Raw genomic sequence first — 24,315 nt, forward strand, 5'->3', positions numbered from 1 at the left:
CTTTGCTGGCATTTTTTCAAATCAACTAGTACATTATAGTGTCAAATGATAAATTAATCCTCGAAAAAATTATCCCTGATCAAGAAAAAAGCTCTTTTCATTGGTTGGTAAATCCAAAACTCAATGATTTTTTCTTGTGGCATTTTCATCCTGAATACGAACTGGTATTCATTGAAGCCGCAGAAGGTAAAAGACATGTGGGTGAACACGTGGGGAATTTTTACGAGAGCGACTTGGTATTTATTGGTTCATATATTCCCCACCTCAACTTCGATTACGGCATAAAAACCGAATATCTGAAAACTGTGCTGCATATTCAGCCACAATTTCTTAAAAACGAGCTCCTCAACACACCCGAGCTTGAGAGCATCGCTACTCTTTTTGAAAAATCGAAATACGGCATTTCCTTTGGAAAAAGTGTCAAAAACTTAATTGGTGAGAAATTCAAAAAAACAACAGAATTGCCTTATTTTGAACAGTTTATAAGTATGTTGGAGATTTTCAAAATATTGAGTGAAACAAATGACTATATGCTTCTTCACACAGAAATACCTAAAAATCAATACAACAAAAAAGAAGAAGAACGCCTGAGAAAGATAAATCAGTTTATAGAAATCAATTATACCAGAAAAATAGATTTGATAGAGATAGCCCAACTGAGTAATCTCAGCACAGCCGCTTTTTGTAGATATTTCAAAAAAATGACCAAATTGAGTTTTACCGAATTTTTGAATAATTACCGAATAAATCAAGCCAAACTGATGCTCATGAATCATAAAAATGTGTCCGAAACGTGTTTTGATAGTGGATTTGACAGCCTTTCCTATTTTAACAGAACCTTCAAGAAAGTTACCGGTGAAAATCCATCTGCATTTCGGAAAAAGTATAGTAAATTGTAAGCTTCGAGATGAAAAAAAATGGTGTTTTGGGCTCAATACTTTTGCCAATCTTTGGTCATAAACTTCCAATTAGTAAATGATCCGGGAAATATGGAGCAATACCTATAATGAGTGGTCGCTTTTGAAGGCGATTGAGAGTGTTGGATAAAATATTTATATTAAAATTTATTCATCCATATTTAAAGGTTTAATTTTACAAAACTTTTAGATTTCACAATTCAATTAAATGTCAAATGATTCGAATATTAAGTTTTCTATTTTTATCAATAATTTCTATTTCTACTTACTCACAAAAAATTGAAAGTACTAAAAAATTTAAGCTAACGGATTTAGCTGAATTAGAGGAAACCTTTCCGCAAATATGTAGCATAGGTATTGATGAAAAGACCGGACAATTTAATATATATTCAACTTTAAGGCTAGAGGCAACTGTTATTGAAAAAAATTCTAATAAAAAAGAAAATAAGAAACTTGAGTTTTTTTCTGGCAATGGAACTTCAAACTCTAAATCTCAAGGGATGTTAATGTCAAAAATTACTTTGGATAATCATGCAGATTTTCTTTCAATTGATAAAAAGTTGATTTCTAAGATTAATATCGAAAAGAACAAAAATTACGAATTTGAATTTAACAATAAAAAGACTCCTAAGGAACTAATTAAGCTAAATAAAGTTGAAAGTGATTACTTTGAGTTTACTAAAAACAATTTAGATTATAATGATTATTTAAATGAATCTTCTAATTATTTATTAAAAAGTGAGTTCGATAGCGAACTAAAAAAATGGTTTATTTTTCCTATTAAAAAAATTAAACAATTTGAAATAATAAACCAAAAACAAGAAACTTTTTTTGAAGATATCCCAATACATATTGAGAAATGGAAATTAGAATTTATGAATTTTAATACATATTTTGGTAATAAATTAAATTTTCAATTACCCGATAGCAATTATTTGCAGATTGTTATTTTTAATGCGAATGAAGGATATAAAGGTTTTAAGGCAAATTATAAAAATTTTGAATTTTTGTGTTTTGGTAAAAATGGAGAATTTGTTTTTAGTAAAAAAATACCTTTTGACTTACCAGTATCCCTTTATAAATCTAATAAAGTTTTTGATGAGAGAGGGAAATATTGTGGCGTTTATTACCTTTTTAAAAGTGATGCACTAGGCTTGGAAAAGAGGGAGTCAGAATTTAATGAGGATATTTTTCATTTGATTTATTTTGACAAAAACGGGAAATTTGTTTTTAAAAAACAATTCTTATACAAAAAGCAACTTTATCCTTTAATTGCTTTTTACAAAGAAAACTCTTTGAATTTATATAATAAAAATTCACTTAAATGGAAAAAAAATAGCGAATACGACGTTTTGAAATTTGGCTTAAACGATGATTTGCAAATACTTCCTTATAATCCTTTTACAAATCAAATAAATTTTGAAGGAGATGAATTACAATTAAATAATCCTATATTTTATAATGATAAAGTTTATGATGTTTCCTTAATTTACGATATTAAAGTTGTAACAGATGGTATAGGAAATCAAAATTTTATTTACTATTACTCCGGTGCATATTTAAGTGAATTTACTCAAGACATGAAGTTTATCTCGTCGAAAAAAATCCTTGAGCAAAAACCTTCAATTAAACCAATTGAATTTTCATTTTTAGAAAATGAGGGAATTTTAGTTTTTAGACATACCGCTGGAAACTCTATTTTCTCTCTAGAAGATAATAAAAAAGTTTTTCATGTGCTTCCAGACAAAGGAGTCCCACCTTTTTTATTATCAAAAAATTATATCCATTCCAAAATTGACAAAACTTTAAACTTTTTTTATGAAAGTTATAAAACAGGAGAAGGCCAAATAATTTCAGTGAAGCTTTGACTGATTTTCATCAAGAATGCTCGTGCAATCTGAAAAATCACTTTACTTTAGAAACTCCAAGCCACCAAACGGCTAACTTTCTGTCCTTGAGCCATTTCAACGGTTTTGAATTGGCTAACTTTTACCTTTTCAAGTTCTTTGTAAATTCTATCAAGATGCTCTTTTTTTGAAACCAAACTCGTAAACCAACGGCAAGAATCAGAGAATATCACACTTTCGCGAATCATCGAAATGATAAATTTCAGTTCGCCACCCTCGCACCAAAGTTCGTTGGAATTTCCTCCAAAGTTAAGCTTTGGAATGTCCTGTTTCTTTCCTGAAAGGTTGTTTGTTTTTCGCAAATTTTGTGCCGCAGCATCCGCTTCAGAACTATAGAATGGTGGATTACACATGGTCAAATCAAACTTTTCATCGGGCTTTATGATACCTTGGAAAAAATAATTTTTATTGGTTTGCAATCTTATTTCAATTCCATCCTTTAAAACCTCATTAAAACCCACTATTGCATTGGCTGCTTTCACAGAAACGGGGTCAATATCAGTACCCACAAAAGTCCATCCATACGCACAATGCCCGATAATAGGATAAATCGCGTTGGCACCAACTCCAACATCAAGGCATTTTATTTTTTTGCCTTTGGGAATAATTCCATTGTTGGTTTCTGCCAAAATATCAGCCAAATAATGTACATAATCCGCCCGGCCAGGAATAGGCGGACAGAGATAGCCCGCAGGAATGTCCCAATGATTTACCCCATAATAATAAGCTAATAAAGCCTTGTTTAAAGTTTTTACAGCATCGGGATTTGAAAAATCAATAGTTGCTGTGTGGTATTGATTTACGAAAACATAATTCGAAAGTTCTGGAAGGACTGCAGTCAATTTTCCAAAATCATACCGCCCTTGATGTTTGTTTCTAGGATGAAGATTGTTCTTTTGCTTGGGTATTTCTTTAGGCATTGACCTTTATTTTCAAGGCAAATTTACCCATTTACAATAGAAATCGGTGAAGTTTTAAACTTATTGTTTCTTATAATAAAAAGTGTTTCCATCTGCCAGTTCTGCTCCAAGTGGACATTTTTGGTATAAATTAATTTCTCCCTTGGTTTCGTCTATTCCTAAAAAAGAGTAAGTTTCAGCGTCTAAAAACACGAGTGCCAATCTTGGATTAGTCGAACTTTTGGGATAGTTTCTAATCTCAATTTTCGTTGATTGAGTAACAACTCCATCCACTTTTCTTATTAAAGTCCTAGCTTTTGCATCTATTTCTAAAGTTTCTGTTTCGGTCGGAACCAATTCCGTCGGACTATTGGGTGCTGGGTAACCGACTCCAATTTTATATAATTTCCACGTGCCATCAAGCTTCGAAAGTTCAGGATCAACAACAGATTCACATTGAGCGGCACTCAAAACCAATCCAAAAAGCAGAAACAATAGTCGAGGCATAAGTAAAGCATTTTCATTAATGATTCAGAATGAAGAGATTTGGTTGGAAATGAAAAAAGAGAGCCAAACAGCTCTCCTTCTTATAAATTATCCAAATGAATATCTAAATCAAAACGGCTTCCATGGTTTTTCGCCAACCAAAATCTCTTGAGCTTTGGCATCGAAAGTTACTTTTAGGCCTGTTCTGTAGGCTGCATTTGACATCATTGTGGCTATTGAATGCTGATAACCAGCTTCTATGGGAGCATTTGGAGTTTTGCGGCTACGTACGCACTCCATCCAGTTTCTGATATGAGCAAATGTCAACGGATCGCCACCAGTGTTGGCATCAGATGCTACTTTGTCACCTTCCAATTTCAACGGTGCAAGCAAGTTTGCCTTCAATCCCATCGCCTTGGCTTCACGCTCACGCAAACCACCCGTGTCAGATATTTCGTTGGTATCCAAGTTAATCATACCGCCGTTTGAGTAATACAGCTCTTTTGTATCGCCAGCAGAGTTTGAGAATCTACTAGTAAACTGCACTTGGAAACCATTTTGTGGCTTGTCTGCAGGGCCGTAATCAAACACAACCGTCAACGTGTCAGCATTTGAGCGGCCATCTTGCCATTGGTAAATTCCGCCGTTGGCTACCACGCTTCTTGGGTGACTCAAGCCTGAGAACCAGTGAACCGTGTCGATCTGGTGGCTCATCCATTGGCCAGGAATTCCTGATGAATATGGCCAGAAAAGTCTATATTCTAGGTATTTACGAGGGTCAAATTTCTCGTAAGGGCGGTTCATCAAATAACGTTTCCAATCTACATCAGACTCCTTAAGGCTAGCTACCAAGTCAGGGCGTCTCCAACGGCCCGGTTGGTTTACATTCCACATCAACTCTACCATTTTGATATCGCCAAATTTACCTGATTTGATAAAATCCTCGGCTGCATGATAGTTCGCTCCTGAACGTCTTTGAGAACCGATTTGCACGATTTTCTTTGAGTCCTTTACTGCTTTTAACACGGCACGGTTGTCGGCCATTGTTTCTGCCAAAGGTTTTTCGGCGTATACATCACACCCTGCCTTTACGGCCTCTATGGTATGCAAGGCATGTTGAAAATCGGCCGTTGACATCATCACGGCATCTACAGACTTTGAAGCATAGAGCTCTTCGTTGTTTCTGTACACTTGTACATTAGCTCCCAACTGCTTGTCCAAAAACGCCTTACCTTCTTCACGACGGCGATTCCAGATGTCCGAAAGACCCACCATTTCGAAGTTCATTTCTTTTTGCAATGCTGCAAAAGGCCCTACATGCGATGCACGATGACGGTCAGAGAAACCTACACATGCCACTCTAACACGGTCGTTTGCTCCTATGATTTTTCCATAGCTTTTTACAGAAAAACCTGTGGCCACACCGGCCATTATCGATTTTTTAACAAATTCTCTTCTTGTTGTCATTATGATATTTTGGTTGAAGTTTCGAATAATTTTTGAACACAGATGGCACTGATTGAACAGATATTACTGATATTCTTTTTATTTGGTTTAAAAATTTATACGTCCATTTTTTTTAATTCTAAAAATAACTAATTTGATCAAGTCTGCACATTCTTTTCGGAATATTTATCAAAAAAATACAGCTATTTAAGCGAAATATATTTAAAATTTTAATAACTCAAGCCTTGTCCGAAATTAAATAAAGCATATCCGGCATTCTCCTTGCTTCCAGGCAAATCTGACTTGTTTTCTGCTACTGCTTTTTCCGAACTGGGTGTAGCAAAAGGCATCTTACCCGTTGGATTAAATCTACCTGAAATAACATCAATCAAAGCATCGGCAGAAGTACCAAAAGTAGCCAAAACGGTAGCTGTTTTTCCTTTATCTATCTCATCTATTACCCATGGATTGGTATAATTGATTACCACAATTGTTGGCTTATGGTTGATTAATTCATTGACATGAGCAACATCAACTTTATTTTTTGAAAGACTCAATTCTATTGGTTTTCCTGCCGAACTAAATAAACCTCCGGTAGTTGGAAAAAGCCAAAGAAGTACGACATCGGCCTCTTCCTTAGTAGATACAAACTCAATGTTTTCTGCCTTCGTTTCAGGTTTTAACACTTTAATAGGAGACTTTGGAGCTTGTGCCTGCGGCCCTCTTCCCCCTCCTTCTTCTCTGTAATATTCAAAGTAAACCTTTGTTTTCTTAGTTACTGGCAATAATTTATCGTCATTTCTCAACAACACAATTGACTTTCTAAGTGCCAAATCTCCTTTTTGCTGGAATTCCGCATTTCCCACTGTTTTTTCTGCGTTTTCAGCATCTACAAAAGGATTTTCAAATAATCCCAATTCAAATTTTTCTTTGAGCAATCGACTCACTGACTCGTTGATTCGTGTTTCTTTAACCAAACCTTTTTTTACAGTATTAAGCAGTACTGTAGGGTCCGCTGCTCCCGAAAAAATATCTACTCCGGCTTCAATGGCTTTCACATATCGCTGTTCAATAGTTAGAGATTCTACTCCCCAAGGCATCATTTCTATAGGGCCTGTATCAGAGTTTATAATGCCTTTAAAACCTAACTTTTTACGCAATAAATCATCAATAATAGCTTTATTGAACGAAAAACCAACTTCTTCAAACTCCTTGCCTTTAGGTGCTGAATAGTAGGGCATTATGGAAGATGTTCCTGCGTTTATGGCCGCAATGAAAGGTTTCACATGATCATTGAAATTTCCACCGGGATAATGAGCAAATTTTCCCCAATCAAAATGTGAATCTTGTCCACCTTCTTGTGGGCCTCCACCTGGGAAATGTTTGGTAGTCATGGCTACAGAGTTTTTGCCCAGTTTTGTGCCTTGAAAACCCAAAATTATCTCACGAATCATGGCCGAAGAAAGCTCTGCATCTTCACCAAATGTTCCCTCAGTGCGATTCCAACGAGGTTCGGTGGCCAAGTCGGCCATGTACATATAACCTTTGCGAAGACCAACCGCCGACCATTCTTTGGCTGCAATTTCTGCAAATTCTCTCGTAAGTTTGAAATCACGCATAGCGGCCATACCGAGTTCCCCTGGCCATTTTGAAAATGCCGTAGCTCCTACACTCAAGCCCACTGCTGCATCTGTAGTGATATGATTTCTCGGATTTGAGGCAACTATTGCAGGAATCCCCAATCTTGTAGATTCGCAAAGTGCTTGCAAGTTATTTGACCATTCGGCCATTGTTTTGGCCGAAGTATTCGCCCTTAGTATAAAATGTCTTAGCTGTCTTTCGGTAACGGCCTTTGAAGTACCAGAAGCAGACATGTTGGGTTCTGTCAATGGTTTACGCGTAAACATATTAACATTTTGCACCAAATCCTCTTCATTGAAACCGCTCGTAATGGGGGCATTCGGATTAGCCGATGGACCAAAGCCACCATCATTAGCCATTCGGGTGGTGCTTATGAGCATGAAGCCAATCTTCTCCTCCAACGTCATTTTTGACAATAAGTCTTTCACCCTAGCCTCAACTGGTAAACGCCAATCCTCGTATTTATCGACTTTACCGTTTTTGTTTAAGTCTTTGAATTCGAAATTTCCTGACTTAATTATTTTTGTACTTTTGGCACCCAAAACTGGCTGTAATGCCCTCTGAGCTGAAAGTGAACTAACGGAAACTATGAATATGAATAGTGTTTTTTTCATTGATATCAAGAGGTTTCAACACATGTTATAATTTGACAATGAGCCATTTGAAAATCGCATTACTTGATTTCTCTGATTTTGATATTCTTATAGGAAACATTGTCTCCATGATCTTGGAGCAAAATATGTCCTTTATCGGCTGCACCAAAACCTTCATATTTAGCATACTTGCTTCTCGCTACAAGTGCATTATATATATTACTTTTTCGCTCATATTCAAGTACTTTGAACCCATTTAGCCAATGTTGAACGGTATTGTTTGGAAGAACCACAACCCTGCCCTGATTCCAAGAACCGATTTTTTTGATAAATCGTCCATCCATTTTAAGATCTTTATCTATTTTATAAGAAGGTATAAGGTCGTATAGACTAGCAAGAGTTCTATTTCCAGCAGCCCCCATTTTTGCATCTGGATGTTTTTCGTCATCTAAAACCTGAAATTCCAGACCTACACCAGATTTACCACCCGAGTCGTATTTTTCGTCTACAAAATATTTCACTCCAGAATTTGCTCCTTCTGTAAGTTTAAATTCAAAAACTAATTCAAACGCACCGTATTGTTCAGTCGAAACAATATCATTTCCTGTTTCAGAACCATCCGAACTACCTACAGAAAGTATTCCATTTTCAACTTTCCAGCGACTATTGGGTTGATCAGTGCCGTGTACTTTTCTCCAACCATCAAAATTCTGCCCATTGAAAAGCATTTTGTAGCCTTGGGCTTTTTCTTGCTCTGAAATATTATTGAGCAGTAGGTTTACAACTGGACAAGCGTCCGTAGGGCTAGGTTTGAGATTTTCGATCTGAATCCTGATGTTCTTCCAGCGGATTTTCATGCCGGGTTTCATTTTGGCATATATAGAATGTACTTGTAAGGCAATGAAGCCTTGAGCTGTCATGTCATCTATAACATGGGCAGTAGGTACTCCATTTATGAAAGTCCTTAAGGTGTTTCCGATGGCTTCGATTCTGTATTTATTCCAACCTGTAGGCACGAAAGCTTTCTTACCCTCTGGGTTGTTGTTGGGAATATAAAGCCAATCACGACGACCTTCATCATAAATAGCACCAGACCAAGCTCTTGCAGATGGGTCAACCTCCATTTGATAGCCATGCACGCGTCCGTTTTGATATTCTGGCTTTGACAAACTACGAAACTGAACGCCACCGTTCATTTCATCGTCGAGTTTGAGGTCAAGTTCAAGAATAAAGTCACCGTAATCTTTATCTGTACAAAGAAATGAGTTTGGAGTATCGCTTACGGTTTGGCCTACAATCTGGCCATTTTCAACCGTATAAATTGCTTTTCCGCCTTTCTGGTTCCAGCCTTTCAGGGTTTTACCATCAAAAAGCGAGGTCCATTTTTGAGCGAAAACTGTTGTAGAAAAAAGGAAGAATAATAATATTAGTTTTTTCATATTTTTTAGATGAATATTACCCAAAATTACCTAATATTATTATTCCTGAATGATATAGAAAAAGCGAAAAAAAATGAAATTTTGATGCTTTTTTAACAGTTTGTGTCAGAGAGGTGTTAAAATTTCACCTTTATTCCTTCCAAATAGGTTTTGCTTATTTGTCCGCATTCCAGAGCAGTCCTGCCCTTCACCGGAACCGAATCCAATTCTATAATATTCCAGCCCTTAAAACCTATTTTGTTAAGATTTTTGAAGATTCCTGGAAAGTCCACTTTTCCTTGACCTAATTCTACAAATCTATATCCTGACTTGTTCTCAGTATCAGGACGAGTGTCTTTTATGTGCGTGGCATAAATGATATCTTTATATTTCAGAACGGCCTCTGCTGGCAAGCCGCCGCCTTGGTGATAATGTGCCACATCTAACAGTAGTTTTATATATCTAGTATCCATTTCGTTAACGATAATCTCAATTTCCTCAGGAGTTTCGCCTAATTGGTGCATGTGATTATGGTAGGCTGGCTGAATTCCTGTTTCTTCTAGCACAACTTTAGCCACGGCCGACATGTTTTTGGCGTATTTGGTAAGTTCTTCCTTGGTTGGTTGTCTATCTTTTGGTCTTGAGGTATTTGTAATTTGTAGAGAATGGCCACCAAGAGCCTTTATAAATTTTGCATGATTTAGGTGAGTTTCCGTGTCTTTTGAGATATCGTCAGTTATGCCCACGTTGCCACTAGAAAACATGGCTAAGCTAAGTTTTGCTGACTCAATCGTAATCTTTAAATCTTCGGGTTTATCCTTAAAAATAGGATACGTATTAGCTCTTAACTGAATACCCTTAAAGCCTAAGGCTGCAATGTCCTTGATAGCAACTAAATCGTTTCCACTCCATGTAATGGCCGAATATGCCATTTTTTGGTTGTATTTGGCTGCAAACGCATCAAATTGTGATGCCAAAACCAAGCTTGCTGCTGACTGAATAAATGTACGTCTGTTCATGATTTTTTTGGTTGAATTTTAGAAAAGAAAACCCCGAATCTCTCCGGGGTTTTCTTAAGAATAAAATAAGGAATATTAATATCCTGGGTTTTGTGCAAATGAACCTGGGGCTGCACGGTCAATTTGTGTTTGCGGTATCGGACGGAGATAGTGCTTCTCCGCAATAGCCGAGGCTTGCGGATTGTTCTTCTTAACTCTGTCTACTAATATGCCCCAACGCTTAAGGTCCAACCAGCGTGTCTGCTCACCAGCTAATTCACGAGCACGCTCGTCTACTATAAAATCAAATGTAAGTTGATCCGCAGTAATTTTCATAGCTTCTTTCTTACCCGGCCAAGCTGCTCTTTCTCTCACCATATTTACATCTGCTAGTGCTTCTGCTTTTTTACCCATTTGGAACATGGCCTCTGCTCTCATCAAATATATATCTGCCAATCTCCAAACAAAGTAATCTCTTGAACCTCTTGGCTCAGTTCTATCCGAACGTTTGGTATCAAAGAATTTCTGCAAGGTTGGGAAAAGTGCCTCATTGTATACACTAGGAACCAACACTTGATATTTCTTTGTAGCTCTTTCTTCTTTACTCATTTCGTATCCTGGGATAAAAATCGTAGTATCCCCTGCTGCAAAAGTTACCTTTGCCTTCGAGTTGTCAAAAGAAGTATTAAACGTACCAGGGCTATTTGATTTCCAAGTATCTCTAAATGATTTCTTGTAACGTGAGTCGTTTGTTCTATCAGCAAAAACATTGTTTAATAAATACGAAGTAGGTCTCAATCTTTTGAATGGACGACCGTAGAATACGTCACGAATCATACCTGCTTGCGTGTCATATTGCATACCAAAGTATAGGTGTAGGTTGTTACCACCACCGCCTTCGCCACCCACATTGGTCGCGTTTGCAATCATGTCTGTAGTATATTGTACCGCAAAAACTACCTCTGCATTTTGCTGATTATCTTCGTTATGAACCGCCGCAAAATCATCTAACAACTTAAAAGTATATTTGGTGATAAGGTTGGTACACAAATCAGACGCTTTCTGAAAATCATCCGCAGCTTTGTTTGGGCCATAAGCCTTAGCCAAATAAACCTTAGCCAATAGAGCTTCAGCAGAGGCTTTAGTAGCTCTACCATAATCGGCTGAGTGTGCTTTATTCTCAAGATCGGCAATAGCGTCATTACAATCTTTTATTATTTGAGCATAAACCTCGGCCTCAGAATTTCTCTTTGTCTCTTTTGTAGGAGCTAAAGTTTCGGTTAACCTTAAATTTAAAGGTCCATATTGTTGTAACAATATATAATAATAATGAGCTCTCAAAAACTTAACTTCAGCAACTCTCAGTTTTTTTGTAGCGTCAGAAACACCTGTAACTGCTGCTGCACGATCAATAACAGCATTACAAGTGTTTATACCTCTATACATTTCGTCCCAAAGGATGTTCATGTAATCAACCGTTGGTTGGATTTGATTGTCATAAAAATGAAATCCTTTATAACCACCGTCTGCTCCCGTAGCGTAAATGTCAGTGCCATATTCGGTCAATGTAAGACCTAATTGTGTACCGTAGAATGTTCTCAAAGAAGAATAAGCTGCCTTTGTAGCATCCTCAAATCCTTTAGCAGTACTCATATAGTCATTACCGATGTTAGAGATAACCTCTTCTTTAAGTAAATCTTGGCAAGAGGTACTCATGAGCAACAAGCCACCTAATGCAAATCCTTTTATTTTATTTATATTCATGATAATCAATGCTTTAGAATTTAATATTTAAACCAAATGTAGTTACCGTTGTTGATGGCGTAACCCCACTAGTAACCTCGGTTGTACCTGTCGCAGAAGTAGTGATAGCCGCTTCAGGATCTACACCATTGTATTTAGAAAGATAAGTTGACCAAATTTTAGGTTGCTGAATAGAAGAATACAAACGTATCGACTCCGCACCAATCTTCTTGGCAATTCCTTTGCTGAATGTATATCCAAAGTTGACATTTCTCAGCTTTATGAAGCTACCGTCGTAGTAGAACAATGTTGAGTTATAAACAGGGAACTCTTGGTTGCTTTTCGGACGAGGAAACTCATTAGTTGGGTTCTCAGGAGTCCAATAGTCAACTTTGATTTGTTGGTAACGACCTGCTAACTGCAATTGGTTTCTATGAAAGCCAGACAATATAGTGGTTCCAAAACGACCGAATAGGAAGAAACTCAAGTCAAATCCTTTGAATTCGAATCTGTTTGTAAGACCACCTGCCCACTTTGGCACGTCGTTACCAATAAGTGTACGGTCGTCAGCAGTAATTTTTCCGTCACCGTTGGTATCTTGTACTTTTATTTGACCCACCTCAGAACCAAAAGATTTGGCTAAATCAGCCTCACTTGTTTGCCAAATGCCTTCTTTTTTCCAGTCAAAATATGTATTCAATGGGTATCCAATAAACCATCTATTACCTAAGTCATCCACTTTACCATTATATAGTGATACAATTTCCTCCTTGTTTTTAGTAAATTGGAAATCCGTAGTCCATTTGAATCCATTTTTCGAATTTACATTAACAGTAGTCACACCTAACTCAATACCCTTGTTTCTTGTATGACCTACGTTGTTGCTGAAGAAATTAAATCCGATATCACCAGGTAAGAAATCATTAAGTAGTAAGCTCTTGGTATTGGTTTCATAGAATTCCAATGACCCTTGTACACGTCCACGATAAACTGAGAAATCCAAACCAATGTTGGCATTAGAAGAAGACTCCCATCTCAAATCCGGATTACTAATTGTTCCTGGTCTAAATCCAAATGCACCCGTCGCACCGAAAGCATAAGTTGTACGTGCCAATAAACCTTGTGTTTGATAAGGGTTAACTCCTTGGTTACCCACTTTTCCCCAACCCGCACGAAGTTTTAACATATCAATGAAAGTTACATTCTTCATGAAGTCTTCATTAGTAATGTTCCAGCCTACAGCTACCCCAGGGAAGTTACCATATTTTGTATTTTCTCCAAAACGACTCGAACCATCGCGACGCATTGTAGCTGTTAACAAGTATTTGTCATTAAATGAGTAGTTAACACGACCCATGAATGAGTTAATGGTCCATTCTGTCAGACTTGACTGAACTCCCAAAACAGATGTTGCAGAATTTAAACTATGGAACGATTGTGCCTGAGCTGGTATCCCTTGTACATCTGTTCTGTATCTTTCAAAATTGTCTTTTTGTATAGATTGAACACCCGTAACGTTCAAAGTATGTTTGCCAAAGGTTTTGCTGTAATTCAAGATATTCTCCATAGTCATGTTGAAACCAAAGCGATTCTCATTGAATGCCTGGGCATCTCCACGACGACGAGCGTTGGTCTCAGAACCAATGAACCTACCCCAACGCTGTTGAGTAAAGTCTGGGCCAAGGTTTAATTTGTAAGTCAAACCATCCAATATCTTAACCTCAGCGTAGATTGAGTTGAATATTCTATACTTTTTAGTATTGTCAATATTAACTCCGTCGACTATCTCTGAAAGAGGGTTAGACAAAAGAGCATCATTTGTTGGCTCGAATACCAATGAACCATCTGCATTGTAGGCCGACCCAAGTGGATTGGCATTTAAAGTGTTACCATAAGGATTTAGGTTTTCACCATTTCTGACAGAGTACATCATATAAGTTGACATACCTACTTTCAATCTTTTATTTACTTGGTGATCAATATTGGCACGAAGCGAATTACGCGTAAAATCTAAACCTTTTGTGATTCCTTTGTCTTGAAAAAATCCAGCTGAGATATAAAAAGATGTTCTATCGTTGCCACCTTGAATACCAACTGTATGGTTTTGCATCATACCCGTCCTAAGAATTAGGTCCTGATATTGGGTATTATTACCTGCCGCTAAACCTGCAGCAACTTTAGGATCTCCGCCCAAAACTGCAATTTTAGCATCAGCAGCAGGATCCGATTTGCCTGTTGGAACTGCATTTCCGGCAGCGTCTTTATAAAGGTTAGTCGCTCTGTAAGCCTCTCTTACATATTCTGCAAATTCTGCTCCCGAAAAAAGATCCAGTTTACTATAGGCATTTGAAGCACCAGCATAGGTGTCAAATGTTACAGTAGTTTTTCCTTTGTTGGCACCTCTTTTAGTAGTAACCAAAATTACACCATTTGCTCCCCTAGCACCATAAATGGCAGTAGCTGTGGCATCCTTTAGAACTTCCATTGATTGGATGTCATTCGGGTTGATGTCTTCATATCCAGCAGATAATGGAATACCATCCACTACATATAATGGGTCGTTTCCAGCATTGAATGATCTACGACCACGAATAAGGATTCTCGGAGCCGAACCAGGCTTAGATCCAGACTGAGAAACGTCTACACCCGCAGCACGACCTTGAAGGGCTTGCCCAAGTGAAGTAAGCGGCATTTCAGTGATTTGCTTTGCTGTCACTTGTGAAATAGCACCTGTCATTTGGCTTTTTTTCTGGGTACCATATCCTACTACCACTACCTCTGAAAGAGCTGTTGCATCTTCTACTAAAGAGATATTGATTTGGCTTTTAGAACCAATAACAACCTCTTGCGAAACATATCCAATGTAAGAAAATACCAAAGCGTTTTTGTCACTTGGAACATTTACACTGTACACTCCGTTTCCATCTGTTACAGCTCCGTTTGTTGAGCTCTTCACAGTCACACTCACACCTGGAAGGCCGCTGCCACCAGCATCAGTTACCTTGCCTGTAACCGCTCTTGACTGAGCCGCTGCAAACTGGGTTTGGAGGCATAAAAGCACCCCAACAAGAAAAAGTAAACTTTTCTTCATAGTTAAAAAAATGGTTAAAAAATTAAAAAAATCTTAATAGTTCTAAGTTAATTTATACTTCTAAAAAACTAAGAAAAATATACTTTTCTTGGAAAATGAATACTTTTCTTAGAATTTATACAAAATTAGCTACCTACTCCTTAGTTATCCTCCAAAAAAAAAGCAATTTATGATACGATTTTGACGACAATAGCCAAAAAAGTGTCGATAAAGTGTCATAATAAAATATTTTAAAAAATCACTTGGATTTTGCGAATATTTTATCGGTTCCATATGGAGTTCTTTGAGATCGGCTGAGCATTTTGTTTGCGTTCTCGTTGTTTGTAAATCTTTCTGCTTTAGGATCCCAAAGTAATTTTCCTGTTACTTTCATGGCCACATGACTTACCAAACAAACCGAACATGCTCGGTGGGCAATTTCTACGGGTGAAAGAACCGGTGTCTTTTTGAGGATACCTTCCAGCCAGTTGAGGTGATGCTCTTCACTTACTTGCAGTTTAATTTCGTTGTCTTTTATAACAGATGACAATATTTTCGGATCGCTTGCATCTAAGGCTTTTGCACTTTTGGCTGCGGAAACTGGATCACTTGCTGAGGCCACATAGTTTCCTCTCGAAACAAAAATCCATCCTTCAGTGCCTTCATATCTTATACCGTTTGTGTAGCCTCCACTGGTATACATCGTTATTCCGTTGGCATACTCAGCTTTTACCATAAAGTCGCCGTGTACATTCCAAAGGCCCGCTTTTGGAAACTCCGCTACGGATTCAACAGATATTGGACCTGTAAGTTCAGTATCCATTCCCCATGCTGCTGAGTCAAAATGGTGTTGACCCCAACCCGTAATCATACCTGCTCCAAACTGTTCCATTCTGAGCCAGCCCGGTCTGTCGTAGCCTTTTTGTGGATGAACGCCAATTTCTGTGTAAGGCATATTTGGTGTAGAACCTAACCACATATCGTAATTGAAACCTTTTGGTACGGGCATTTCAGGAGCGGCGGGGCCTGCAGGATCGCCTGGCAGTCCAATTTTTACAGTATGTAATTTTCCTATTCTACCATTTCGAACCAACTCGGCAGCTATTCTGAATTGTGGAGAAGAACGCTGCTGAGTCCCTACTTGAAAAACAACGCCTGTTTTGTTTACAATATGAGCCAACTGCCTGCCTTCTGAAATAGTCAGTGATGTTGGTTTCTGTAAATAAATATGCTTCCCTGCCAAAGCGGCCTCCATAGCTGGTTGCGAGTGCCAATGATCAGGCGTACTTATCATAACGGCGTCAATGTCTTTATTGAGAAGCATTTCGCGGTAATCGTCATACATTTTGGTATCCATGTATTTATCGTTACCCATCTTTTTTGCATAAAAACCATCAATTAGTCTTTTGCCATCTTCTAATCTATTTCTATCCACATCACATGCCGCCATGATTCTGGCAGACTCGTGTTTCAATGTGCCGGCCAAATCGTGGTCACGAGCTATTCTACCACAGCCTATTTGTCCAATGTTTACTTTATTACTTGGAGCATTTTTGCCAAAAACCGACGCTGGCACTATGGTAGGCATTGCTATTCCGAGTGCGGCAGTTTTTAGCGTTTTATTTAAAAATTCTCTTCTTTCCATGATTGAATATTGATGATTTAAACGATTTCGATTTTTTGAGCTTTACTTTGGGCTTTAAGGGCAAGTTCCATGGCTAAGAAACAATGGTCTTGGGTCATGGCCGTCTCCGTACGATTCACCACGTCATTTACCAGTTTTTCTCCGTAAGAAAGCGGAAACTCACTGCAATCGAAGTAGGCTGTCTCTTTGCTATTGGCCATATAAAGGTGGTTGCCCATGTCCTTTCTGGCTATATCTATGTTTTTTCTGATTTCTATAAAGCCTTCTGTTCCAAGAATCGTCAATCTACCGTCTCCCCAAGTTTTGAGACCATCTGGAGTAAACCAGTCTACTCGTATATAACCCATGCCCTGATTGCCCTTGAGCATCACATCGCCAAAGTCTTCGAAAGTCGGATATTGTTTATTGTTGAAATTTCCAATCTGAGAGGCCACAACTTGGGCCGATGTAGAACCTGTAAAATGCAAGAATTGATCAAACTGATGAGATGCAATGTCTGTGATTATTCCTCCAAAATATTTCTTTTCAAAAAACCATGCGGGTCTAGTTTTAGGATTCATTCTGTGCGGGCCCATACCGATGGTCTGTAAAACCTTGCCTATTGCCCCTGCCTTCACCAGCTCGCTGGCTTTTTCAGTAGCACGGTTCTCGAATCTCTCACTGTATACTATAGAGAATATCCGACCGGTTTCTTTCTGTACCTTCTTGACTTCTTTGAGTTGCTTAAGGTCTGTAAGACCTGGCTTGTCTACCATGTAATCTTTTCCTGCTCTCATGGCTTTGATACCAATTGCTGCTCTTTCGTTTGGAATAGCTGAACTAAGTATCAGATGAATCTCTTTATTTTCCAAAAGCATGTTTTCATCATTTACTCGGGGAGCGTTTGGAAATCGTTTGGCAAAGTCAGCTGCCAAGTCATTTTCTTTGGCATAAAAACCCACCAATTCGCCTCCACCTCTTATAATGGCGTTGGCCATCGAATATATGTGTCCATGATTGGTACCAATTACTCCAAATTTTATTTTTGGAGCCAGGCTTTTAAAAAAGGCAGGAGCCTTCTCTTTATAAAATTTGGGTTCCGAATCTAAGTTTCCCATGAAAGGTAGCATACCGAGACCCGACAATTTTAATGAAGTATCTCGCAAAAAACTTCTCCTATCCTGTTGTTTTTTCATAATATAAGGTTGATTTTCTCTTATAATATTATTATTTTATATAAGAATTTTAACAAAAATAGGGCTAACATTTCTCAAAAACTACTAAACAGATGCTTATTGTGGTGATATTTTGACAGTAAATTAGTACTTTATGTAAAAATAGTCTTAAAAACAGGTGAGTGCATGATAATTATATGACAGTTTTATAATAAATTTGGAAAAAAAATACCAATTCTCATGAAACCTCAGCTTCTGAAAATTTCAAATCCGGCAGATACGTCGTTCAATTTGTTAAAAATGGACGGGCAGAATTTTCCTACACCTTGGCACTATCATCCTGAAATAGAGATAGTTCTGATGTTGGAAAGTACAGGCAAAAAGTATGTTGGCAGTAGTATTACTGACTTTGAGCCAGGAGACCTCTGTATGATTGGTAGTTTCTTGCCACATTATTATAAGAGTGATGAAGCATATATGAAAAACAACCCGAACTTGAGAGCAAGGTCTATGGTGGTGCATTTCAATACGGATTTTATTGGTAATCAGTTTTGGGAAACGCCCGAGAGCTATAACATAAAAAACCTGCTCGAAAGAGCGAAGAGAGGGCTGCAGTTTAGTAAGGAAACCTCTGCAAATATTCACCCAAAATTTGTGGAGATGTTTAACCTTGAAGGCATGGCACGCCTTTTAAAATTTTTGGAGGTACTAGATGATATGGCCAAAAGCAAAGATTTAGAGTTTTTGTCCACTGACCCAATACAAATTAGAAATGAGGTGGATTCAGACCGTATAAAGAAAGTATTGGAGCATGTCAGTGAGAACTTTAAAAACCAAATTCGTCTTGATGATGTGGCTCAGCTGGCCAACATGAGTGAGTCGGCTTTTAGTAGATATTTTAAAAAAAGAACCAGAAAAACATTTTCGAATTTCCTTACCGACATCAGAATAGAATACGCCTGTAAATTGCTCCAAAACGACAAACTGAGTATTTCGCAGATTGCTTTTGACAGTGGATTTTATAATCTTTCCAACTTCAATCGACAGTTTAAGGCCATAAAGAAAATCACTCCTTTGGCTTACAGGATGAATTATCTAGATTGATCCTTCCGCAAAACATTTTTCACAAAAACCTATCCATCAATTCGCCCTTTTTCTGTCGAGAGACGGGCAAAAGATCGCCGTTGTGCATTTTTACTGCTCCACCCTCTGACCTCACAAAGGCCTTCAAATGACTCAGGTTTATTAAATAGGAATGATGAATCCTGAAAAATCCTTGGTCGGTCAGTAGGTTTTCGTAAGTAATGAGCGGTTTCGAGGTTAGTACTTTTTGACCTGAAATCAGATGGAATTCTGAGTAATTTCTGACACTGTTGACATAAATAATTTCCTCAAGTTTCACCACCACAAAGCCATCGTTGTTGGGTAGTACTATTTTCCGGATTTGGGTCTGCTCGTAGTTTTCCAGGAGAATCTTGAAAGGCGTTTGCTGGGCATTGGTTTCGGTTTTTGACTCAAGTATTCGGTCTATGGTCTTTCTCAAATCCGAAGACTTAAATGGCTTTACCAAATATCCCACCGCCGAAAACTCAAAGGCTTTGATGGCAAAATGATCAAATGCTGTCACAAAAACCACCGAAAAGTCTTTTGAATCCAGTTTATTGAGCAAATCAAATCCGGTTCCATCGGGCATTTTGATGTCGAGAAACAGTAGGTCAAATACCGTATTTTGTATCAAATCGAGGCCTTTTTTGCAATTGTCTGCCTCACCCACCACCTTCGTAATTTCTCCGAAATGGTCTTCTATGGCCCGCTTCAAAAGAAACCGTGCATCCTCTTCGTCGTCGATAATAATGATTTTTAACATGGCCTAATGTTCTAAAATTAGCTTTACTTCTGTGCCTTCAACTTGCCCATTTTGGCCTTTTAACTCTTTAATTTGAAGGACACCACTTTTCCCTAAACGATTCTTTATCAATTCCATAGCCTTAGATTTGTGGTTTGTATTTTTCTTGCCTGAATAGTACCCGACTCCGCTGTCTTTTACACTTATTTCAAGACTAGCGTTTGATAATGTTTCAACTTTTACCTCAATTTTGCCTCTCTCATTTTTAGGTAAAATACCGTGCAGAAGTGCATTTTCTACCAATGGCTGTACTATGAAAGATGGAATGTTATAGTCACCATTTCTGACTTCCTCACTCAGCCATATTTCATAATCAAACTTATCGCCCAGCCGTCTTTTTTCAAGTGAAAGGTAGGCTTCAATGAAATCCATTTCTTCATAAACTGGAATCTGTGTCCTGCCCGTTTTTTCCAAAATATCCCGCATCAGTTGGGCAAAATCGGCTATGAAATCATTGGCAATGTGGGTTTTACCTTCTACATAAAGTCTTTGAATAGAATTTAAAGAATTAAACAAAAAATGTGGGTTAAGCTGTGCCCTTAAAAGTCGCTGTTTCATTTCTGCAGCCTCTTTTACGTTTTTAAGTTTTCGTTGTTTATTCCAAAAATAAAAACCTCCCAAAAGCGAAAAAATACCCAAGGCAGCAGCCAAAATAAGATAGTTTTTTTGTTTGAGTTGAGCTTCTTTGGTTTGATTTTGAAGGGTGAGTACTTCTATTTCTTTTTGTTTTTTCTCAGTCTCGTATTTGGTTTGTAATTCTGAGATTTTGGTAGTGGTATTGGTGGTATAAAGACTGTCTTTAGCAGCCATTTGAGCTTTTTGGTATTCCAGGGCTTTCGCAAAATCTTTCTCTTTGGTGTATGCTTCTTGTAAAATATTGTACAGATTGGGCAAGTCCTTTTCGTTGCTTAGTTTCTTCGACATTTCCAGAGCTAAATTGGCCAATTCAATGGCCTTTGAGGTCTCATTCAATTCCAAATGATTTCTGGCCAAAGATGTCGTAACCTGCATTTTCAAGAGTTTCGAATTGGAAAGCTCCGCATTTTTCAAGGCTTCCTGCAGGTAAACGTTAGCCCCCTTGAAGTTTTTAACGGCATTTTCTACGTTGGCCAAATTAGAATACCTCGCCGTAATAGCCGTATAATCTTTCTGTGTTTTGGCCATATTTAGTGCTTCAAGAAAATACTTTTTGGAGGCTGAATAGGCCTTTCTGTTTTGTATAGAATTCTCAACCCGCAACAGGTTTATAATTCCCAAATTGGCTAAAGCCACTCCCAATCGATATTGATCGTTGATTTTTGATGATAAATTTTTTGCCGAAAAAAAGCTTTTTTCTGCCTGATCCAGTTGCTTAAAATGCATTTGAATATTGCCCAAAATTATGCTGGAAGCCAACTCTATCTGAGGCAAATTGTACTGATTGGCCATTTTCAAGGCTTTCAGAGCATTTTGCGTAGATAACTCATAATCAGACATTTCAAAGTTTACAATGGCAATACTGTTAAGCTGTGCGGCCACTATTTGATTGAGCTTCTTTGGATCCGAAGTGCCATAATGTTTTTCAGCAAAAGTTATGGCTTTTTGATAATTGGCAATGGCTTCTTTAAAGTTTCCGGTTTTGCGGTAATATCCTCCAAATGAAGTATGAATAAAGGATAGGAATTTGGTGTCGCTTCGTTTTTGAAAATCTTTGTAAACTGTATTTAGAACTTTAAACGAACTATCAGGATAAGAACGCATGTTGGAATTTGCCAGAAAAAACTGGAAAAGCCCTTGATTTTCGCTACTTCTTTGCCCCAAATCCAGAGCTACTTTGGCGTATTTTCTTACAGAATCTTGTTGCCCGGCTAAGTAAAAATTCTCGCACTTGTCCAACAACATGGACTGGCTTTGAGCCAAAGTCACACTGGTTGTAAGGACAAAAACAAAGATTAAAAAGCCTTTCATTCGAAATTAAAATAACAAAATTTACCCTAAAGTAGCCCCCTTTTTTTTACAATTCCAAACTAGCAAATTTTGAAAAATTCGGGCATTTACCACTGGATAAGAAAATCTTACAATTGGTACAGCCAACAATGCTTCTTGATAATTGAAGAATTTTTAATTTTTTTTTCGAATCAATTTTGCTTCCGTTTAAAAGTAAAAATTCAACAAAATACATATGAAAATATTAAGAATTATTGGAGCAGGGCTCATTCTGGTAAACTTTGGTTCTTTTGCACAGTCGGTCAGCATAAATCCCCAAAGTTTGGATTTACCTAAGGTTACCAATCTGCCTGGATGTGCAGTGGCAGATTACGGTAAAGTAGTATTTCTAACCTCCAACAACAAAGCACATGTTTGTAGCGGCAGCGGTTGGGTAGCCGTTGAAACTTCGACGGGAGGAGGTGGATCATTGACCTTGCCTTACAGCGGAAGTGGGGCTTTCTCGGCTGCAGGTCTATCTGTCTTTAATACAGCGGGAGGTCTAAACTCTGCTGGTATTCAGGGAATGACTATGTCAGCCCTAAATGGAGCAAACGGGGTTTTAGGAAGTGCCTTTGAAACCGCTCCATCTGGAAATACTGCGGGTGTAGCTGGTATAAACAACTCATTGAATGCCAATGGTTATGGGGTTTATGGCAAGCAAGACGGCGGCGGTGCGGGCGTCTATGGCACAACCAACATCGGAAAAGGGGTCTATGGCCACACCGCCAGCAGCGGTGATGCGGTGTATGGTTTGGCTAATAATATAAATGCCCGGGCCGGGGTATTTGAAAATACGGTAGCAGGTGGTTTAGCTTTGAGAACTGCGGGTACGCTAAGATTTGAAGGACAAAATGCTGCCGCCGGAAGGTTTTTAAGATCGGGAGACAATTTAGGAACGGCTTCCTGGTCAAATATTACCCGTACTGAGGTTATAAAAATCCCCGCTGCCGCATTCGTAGCCCATATATCTACCAATTCAATAACCCATGATAACCAAGGAATTGTATTCACTGGCTCCTCGGGATCTGGCTCAGTTCATGCACCCTTGACGCTCCCAAATGGTGCTACTGTAACACAAATATTGTTTTATTATATAGATGGAGATGCCACTTTAGGAATGACATCATGGGCCATCCAAAAATTTGATCATACTGTGGTTCCACAGGCATATTCCAATATATTTTCAGGGACAATACCCAATGTAAATGACCCTTTCGGTATACGAACACAAGGTGTAAATTCAACGATAGTAATAGACAACACCATAAACTTTTACAGATTGGTTTTTGCCATGCCTTTTGATGCTGATTTGAAATTTTTGGGTGCAGAAGTAAGATACAATTATCAGGTAAACAATTGATTAGCGATGATTACACAGGTTCTTAAAATAGACAGAAAACAGAGTGTATTTTCTAAGGATGTGGTGTTTCTTAGAGCAAATATCAATTACACTGAGATACACCTAAAGTGTGGTAAAAAGTATGTGCTGGCCAAAACGTTAAAGGAATTTTATAAGGAGTTCGAGCAATTTGGATTCTTTCGAATAAACCGGTCCATCGTGGTAAATATGAAATATATAACCAATACCGACGCTCAATATCAGAGCTTAAAACTTAAAAACCAACTCAGTTTGAATATATCCAGAAGAAGAAGGGACGATTTTAAGGAATCACTAGGACGGCTCAATAAGTGAATTAACAGGGAAGATTTCGTAATGGAAATTTCAATAAATACCAAGGTAAAAATTTTGCCTTGGTTATTTTTTTAGCCCTCGAAACGAGATCTTCAATTAAAGTTTACAAAATAGTAATTCCTATTAATGTCTAAGATTTGTTACTTTTGAGCCAACTTGAGAGAAAAATTTAAGAGCGAATATTTTCTCTAAAACAAAAATACACGAATGTTAAACGCAATTCTTACTGGAGTCTCTATCGGTTTAGGCTTAGCTGTTTCTGTTGGGCCCTATTTTCTTTTTCTTGTAAATACCAGTATCTCCGAGGGGAAATCCTCTGCGAGTTATCTTGCTACAGGTGTGGCTATAAACGATTTGGTATTTCTCAGTGTTGCATTCTTGAGTGTCAATTTTTTAATGCAAAACATGTCTTTTATTGAAAATGCGAAAGGCTATGCCGGTTTCTTTATACTTGCATATGGCGTTTATACAATCCAGAAAAAACCGGCGGTAAAATCCGAAAAACCAGTAAAACTAAACCCTAAAGAAAAACTACAAAATATACTTAAAGGCTTTGTATTTAATGGATTAAATCCGAGTGTATTTGTTTTTTGGTTTGCTACGGTAGGTATTTTAATTAGCAAAACAAACTTCAATAGAAACCAAACCTTGGCAGTTTTTCTGAGCATAGTTGCCACCACCTACAGCAGCGATCTCATCAAAATTCGTCTTGCAGAATTCTTTTCACATTATTTCACCGAAATTGTGATAAAAAAAGTGAACCAAGTGGTCGGCTCTTTCTTGATTTTGGGGGCTTGTTATCTGTTGGTGATGGCTTTTGCTTTTTGACAC

General features: G+C 37.9%; 18 protein-coding genes. 6 read left to right on the forward strand and 12 right to left on the reverse strand.

All coding sequences use genetic code 11. The annotated features are described in order from the left end of the window. The first annotated feature begins 38 nt into the window (after positions 1–38). The gene (locus EGI26_RS15365; RefSeq protein ID WP_255079756.1) at positions 39–899 is read left to right on the forward strand and encodes an AraC family transcriptional regulator; all 861 of its coding nucleotides are present in this window, start codon (positions 39–41) and stop codon (positions 897–899) included. Positions 900–1,132: 233 nt separating this feature from the next. Then, positions 1,133–2,785 carry a hypothetical protein gene (locus EGI26_RS15370; RefSeq protein ID WP_255079758.1) on the forward strand — a complete coding sequence of 551 codons (1,653 nt, stop codon included), beginning with the start codon at positions 1,133–1,135 and terminating at the stop codon, positions 2,783–2,785. A 47-nt stretch (positions 2,786–2,832) separates the two neighbouring features. On the opposite strand, the gene rlmF is transcribed toward EGI26_RS15370, so the two are convergent. The 10 genes from rlmF to EGI26_RS15420 all read right to left on the reverse strand — a co-directional run bounded on the left by rlmF (position 2,833) and on the right by EGI26_RS15420 (position 17,938). Further along, a complete protein-coding gene (gene rlmF / locus EGI26_RS15375) occupies positions 2,833–3,744 on the reverse strand; it encodes a 23S rRNA (adenine(1618)-N(6))-methyltransferase RlmF (RefSeq protein WP_255079766.1) in 912 nt (303 codons plus the stop codon). 60 nt (positions 3,745–3,804) lie between these two features. After that, entirely contained in the window at positions 3,805–4,230 is a 426-nt protein-coding gene (locus EGI26_RS15380; protein WP_255079767.1) for a hypothetical protein, read from the reverse strand. Positions 4,231–4,338: 108 nt separating this feature from the next. Further along, on the reverse strand, positions 4,339–5,676 hold the full coding sequence (locus EGI26_RS15385; RefSeq protein ID WP_255079768.1) for a Gfo/Idh/MocA family protein: 1,338 nt from the start codon (positions 5,674–5,676) through the stop codon (positions 4,339–4,341). A gap of 209 nt (positions 5,677–5,885) precedes the next feature. Further along, a complete protein-coding gene (locus tag EGI26_RS15390; RefSeq protein WP_255079776.1) occupies positions 5,886–7,910 on the reverse strand; it encodes a glycoside hydrolase family 3 N-terminal domain-containing protein in 2,025 nt (674 codons plus the stop codon). 59 nt (positions 7,911–7,969) lie between these two features. Continuing rightward, entirely contained in the window at positions 7,970–9,328 is a 1,359-nt protein-coding gene (locus EGI26_RS15395; RefSeq protein ID WP_255079778.1) for a DUF1080 domain-containing protein, read from the reverse strand. Between the two features lie 116 nt (positions 9,329–9,444). Then, positions 9,445–10,326, reverse strand: a complete 882-nt coding sequence (locus tag EGI26_RS15400) for a sugar phosphate isomerase/epimerase (protein ID WP_255079779.1) — start codon at positions 10,324–10,326, stop codon at positions 9,445–9,447. 75 nt (positions 10,327–10,401) lie between these two features. Beyond that, entirely contained in the window at positions 10,402–12,069 is a 1,668-nt protein-coding gene (locus EGI26_RS15405; protein ID WP_255079781.1) for a RagB/SusD family nutrient uptake outer membrane protein, read from the reverse strand. Between the two features lie 13 nt (positions 12,070–12,082). Beyond that, a complete protein-coding gene (locus tag EGI26_RS15410; protein ID WP_255079782.1) occupies positions 12,083–15,139 on the reverse strand; it encodes a TonB-dependent receptor in 3,057 nt (1,018 codons plus the stop codon). A gap of 238 nt (positions 15,140–15,377) precedes the next feature. Further along, entirely contained in the window at positions 15,378–16,763 is a 1,386-nt protein-coding gene (locus tag EGI26_RS15415) for a Gfo/Idh/MocA family protein (protein WP_255079783.1), read from the reverse strand. Between the two features lie 17 nt (positions 16,764–16,780). Next, on the reverse strand, positions 16,781–17,938 hold the full coding sequence (locus EGI26_RS15420; RefSeq protein ID WP_255079785.1) for a Gfo/Idh/MocA family protein: 1,158 nt from the start codon (positions 17,936–17,938) through the stop codon (positions 16,781–16,783). A gap of 219 nt (positions 17,939–18,157) precedes the next feature. Here EGI26_RS15420 and EGI26_RS15425 point away from each other — a divergent pair, with 219 nt between their 5' ends. Then, positions 18,158–19,021 carry an AraC family transcriptional regulator gene (locus EGI26_RS15425; protein WP_255079786.1) on the forward strand — a complete coding sequence of 288 codons (864 nt, stop codon included), beginning with the start codon at positions 18,158–18,160 and terminating at the stop codon, positions 19,019–19,021. A gap of 19 nt (positions 19,022–19,040) precedes the next feature. Here EGI26_RS15425 and EGI26_RS15430 read toward each other — a convergent pair whose 3' ends face one another. Both EGI26_RS15430 and EGI26_RS15435 read right to left on the reverse strand, forming a co-directional pair. Further along, positions 19,041–19,784 (reverse strand): LytTR family DNA-binding domain-containing protein, encoded by a 744-nt coding sequence (locus EGI26_RS15430; RefSeq protein ID WP_255079787.1) that lies wholly within the window; start codon positions 19,782–19,784, stop codon positions 19,041–19,043. 3 nt (positions 19,785–19,787) lie between these two features. Next, positions 19,788–21,770, reverse strand: coding sequence for a histidine kinase (locus EGI26_RS15435; protein WP_255079788.1), 1,983 nt, complete (start codon positions 21,768–21,770; stop codon positions 19,788–19,790). 214 nt (positions 21,771–21,984) lie between these two features. Between EGI26_RS15435 and EGI26_RS15440 the strand changes: the two genes are divergently transcribed. The 3 genes from EGI26_RS15440 to EGI26_RS15450 all read left to right on the forward strand — a co-directional run bounded on the left by EGI26_RS15440 (position 21,985) and on the right by EGI26_RS15450 (position 24,312). After that, positions 21,985–23,151, forward strand: coding sequence for a hypothetical protein (locus EGI26_RS15440; RefSeq protein WP_255079789.1), 1,167 nt, complete (start codon positions 21,985–21,987; stop codon positions 23,149–23,151). A 6-nt stretch (positions 23,152–23,157) separates the two neighbouring features. Beyond that, complete coding sequence (locus EGI26_RS15445; protein WP_255079790.1) at positions 23,158–23,484, forward strand: LytTR family DNA-binding domain-containing protein; 327 nt, start codon at positions 23,158–23,160, stop codon at positions 23,482–23,484. Between the two features lie 207 nt (positions 23,485–23,691). Further along, the gene (locus EGI26_RS15450; RefSeq protein WP_255079792.1) at positions 23,692–24,312 is read left to right on the forward strand and encodes a LysE family translocator; all 621 of its coding nucleotides are present in this window, start codon (positions 23,692–23,694) and stop codon (positions 24,310–24,312) included. Positions 24,313–24,315: the final 3 nt, after the last annotated feature.

It is taken from the genome of Lacihabitans sp. CCS-44 (assembly GCF_024343735.1).
GTDB lineage: Bacteria > Bacteroidota > Bacteroidia > Cytophagales > Spirosomataceae > Leadbetterella.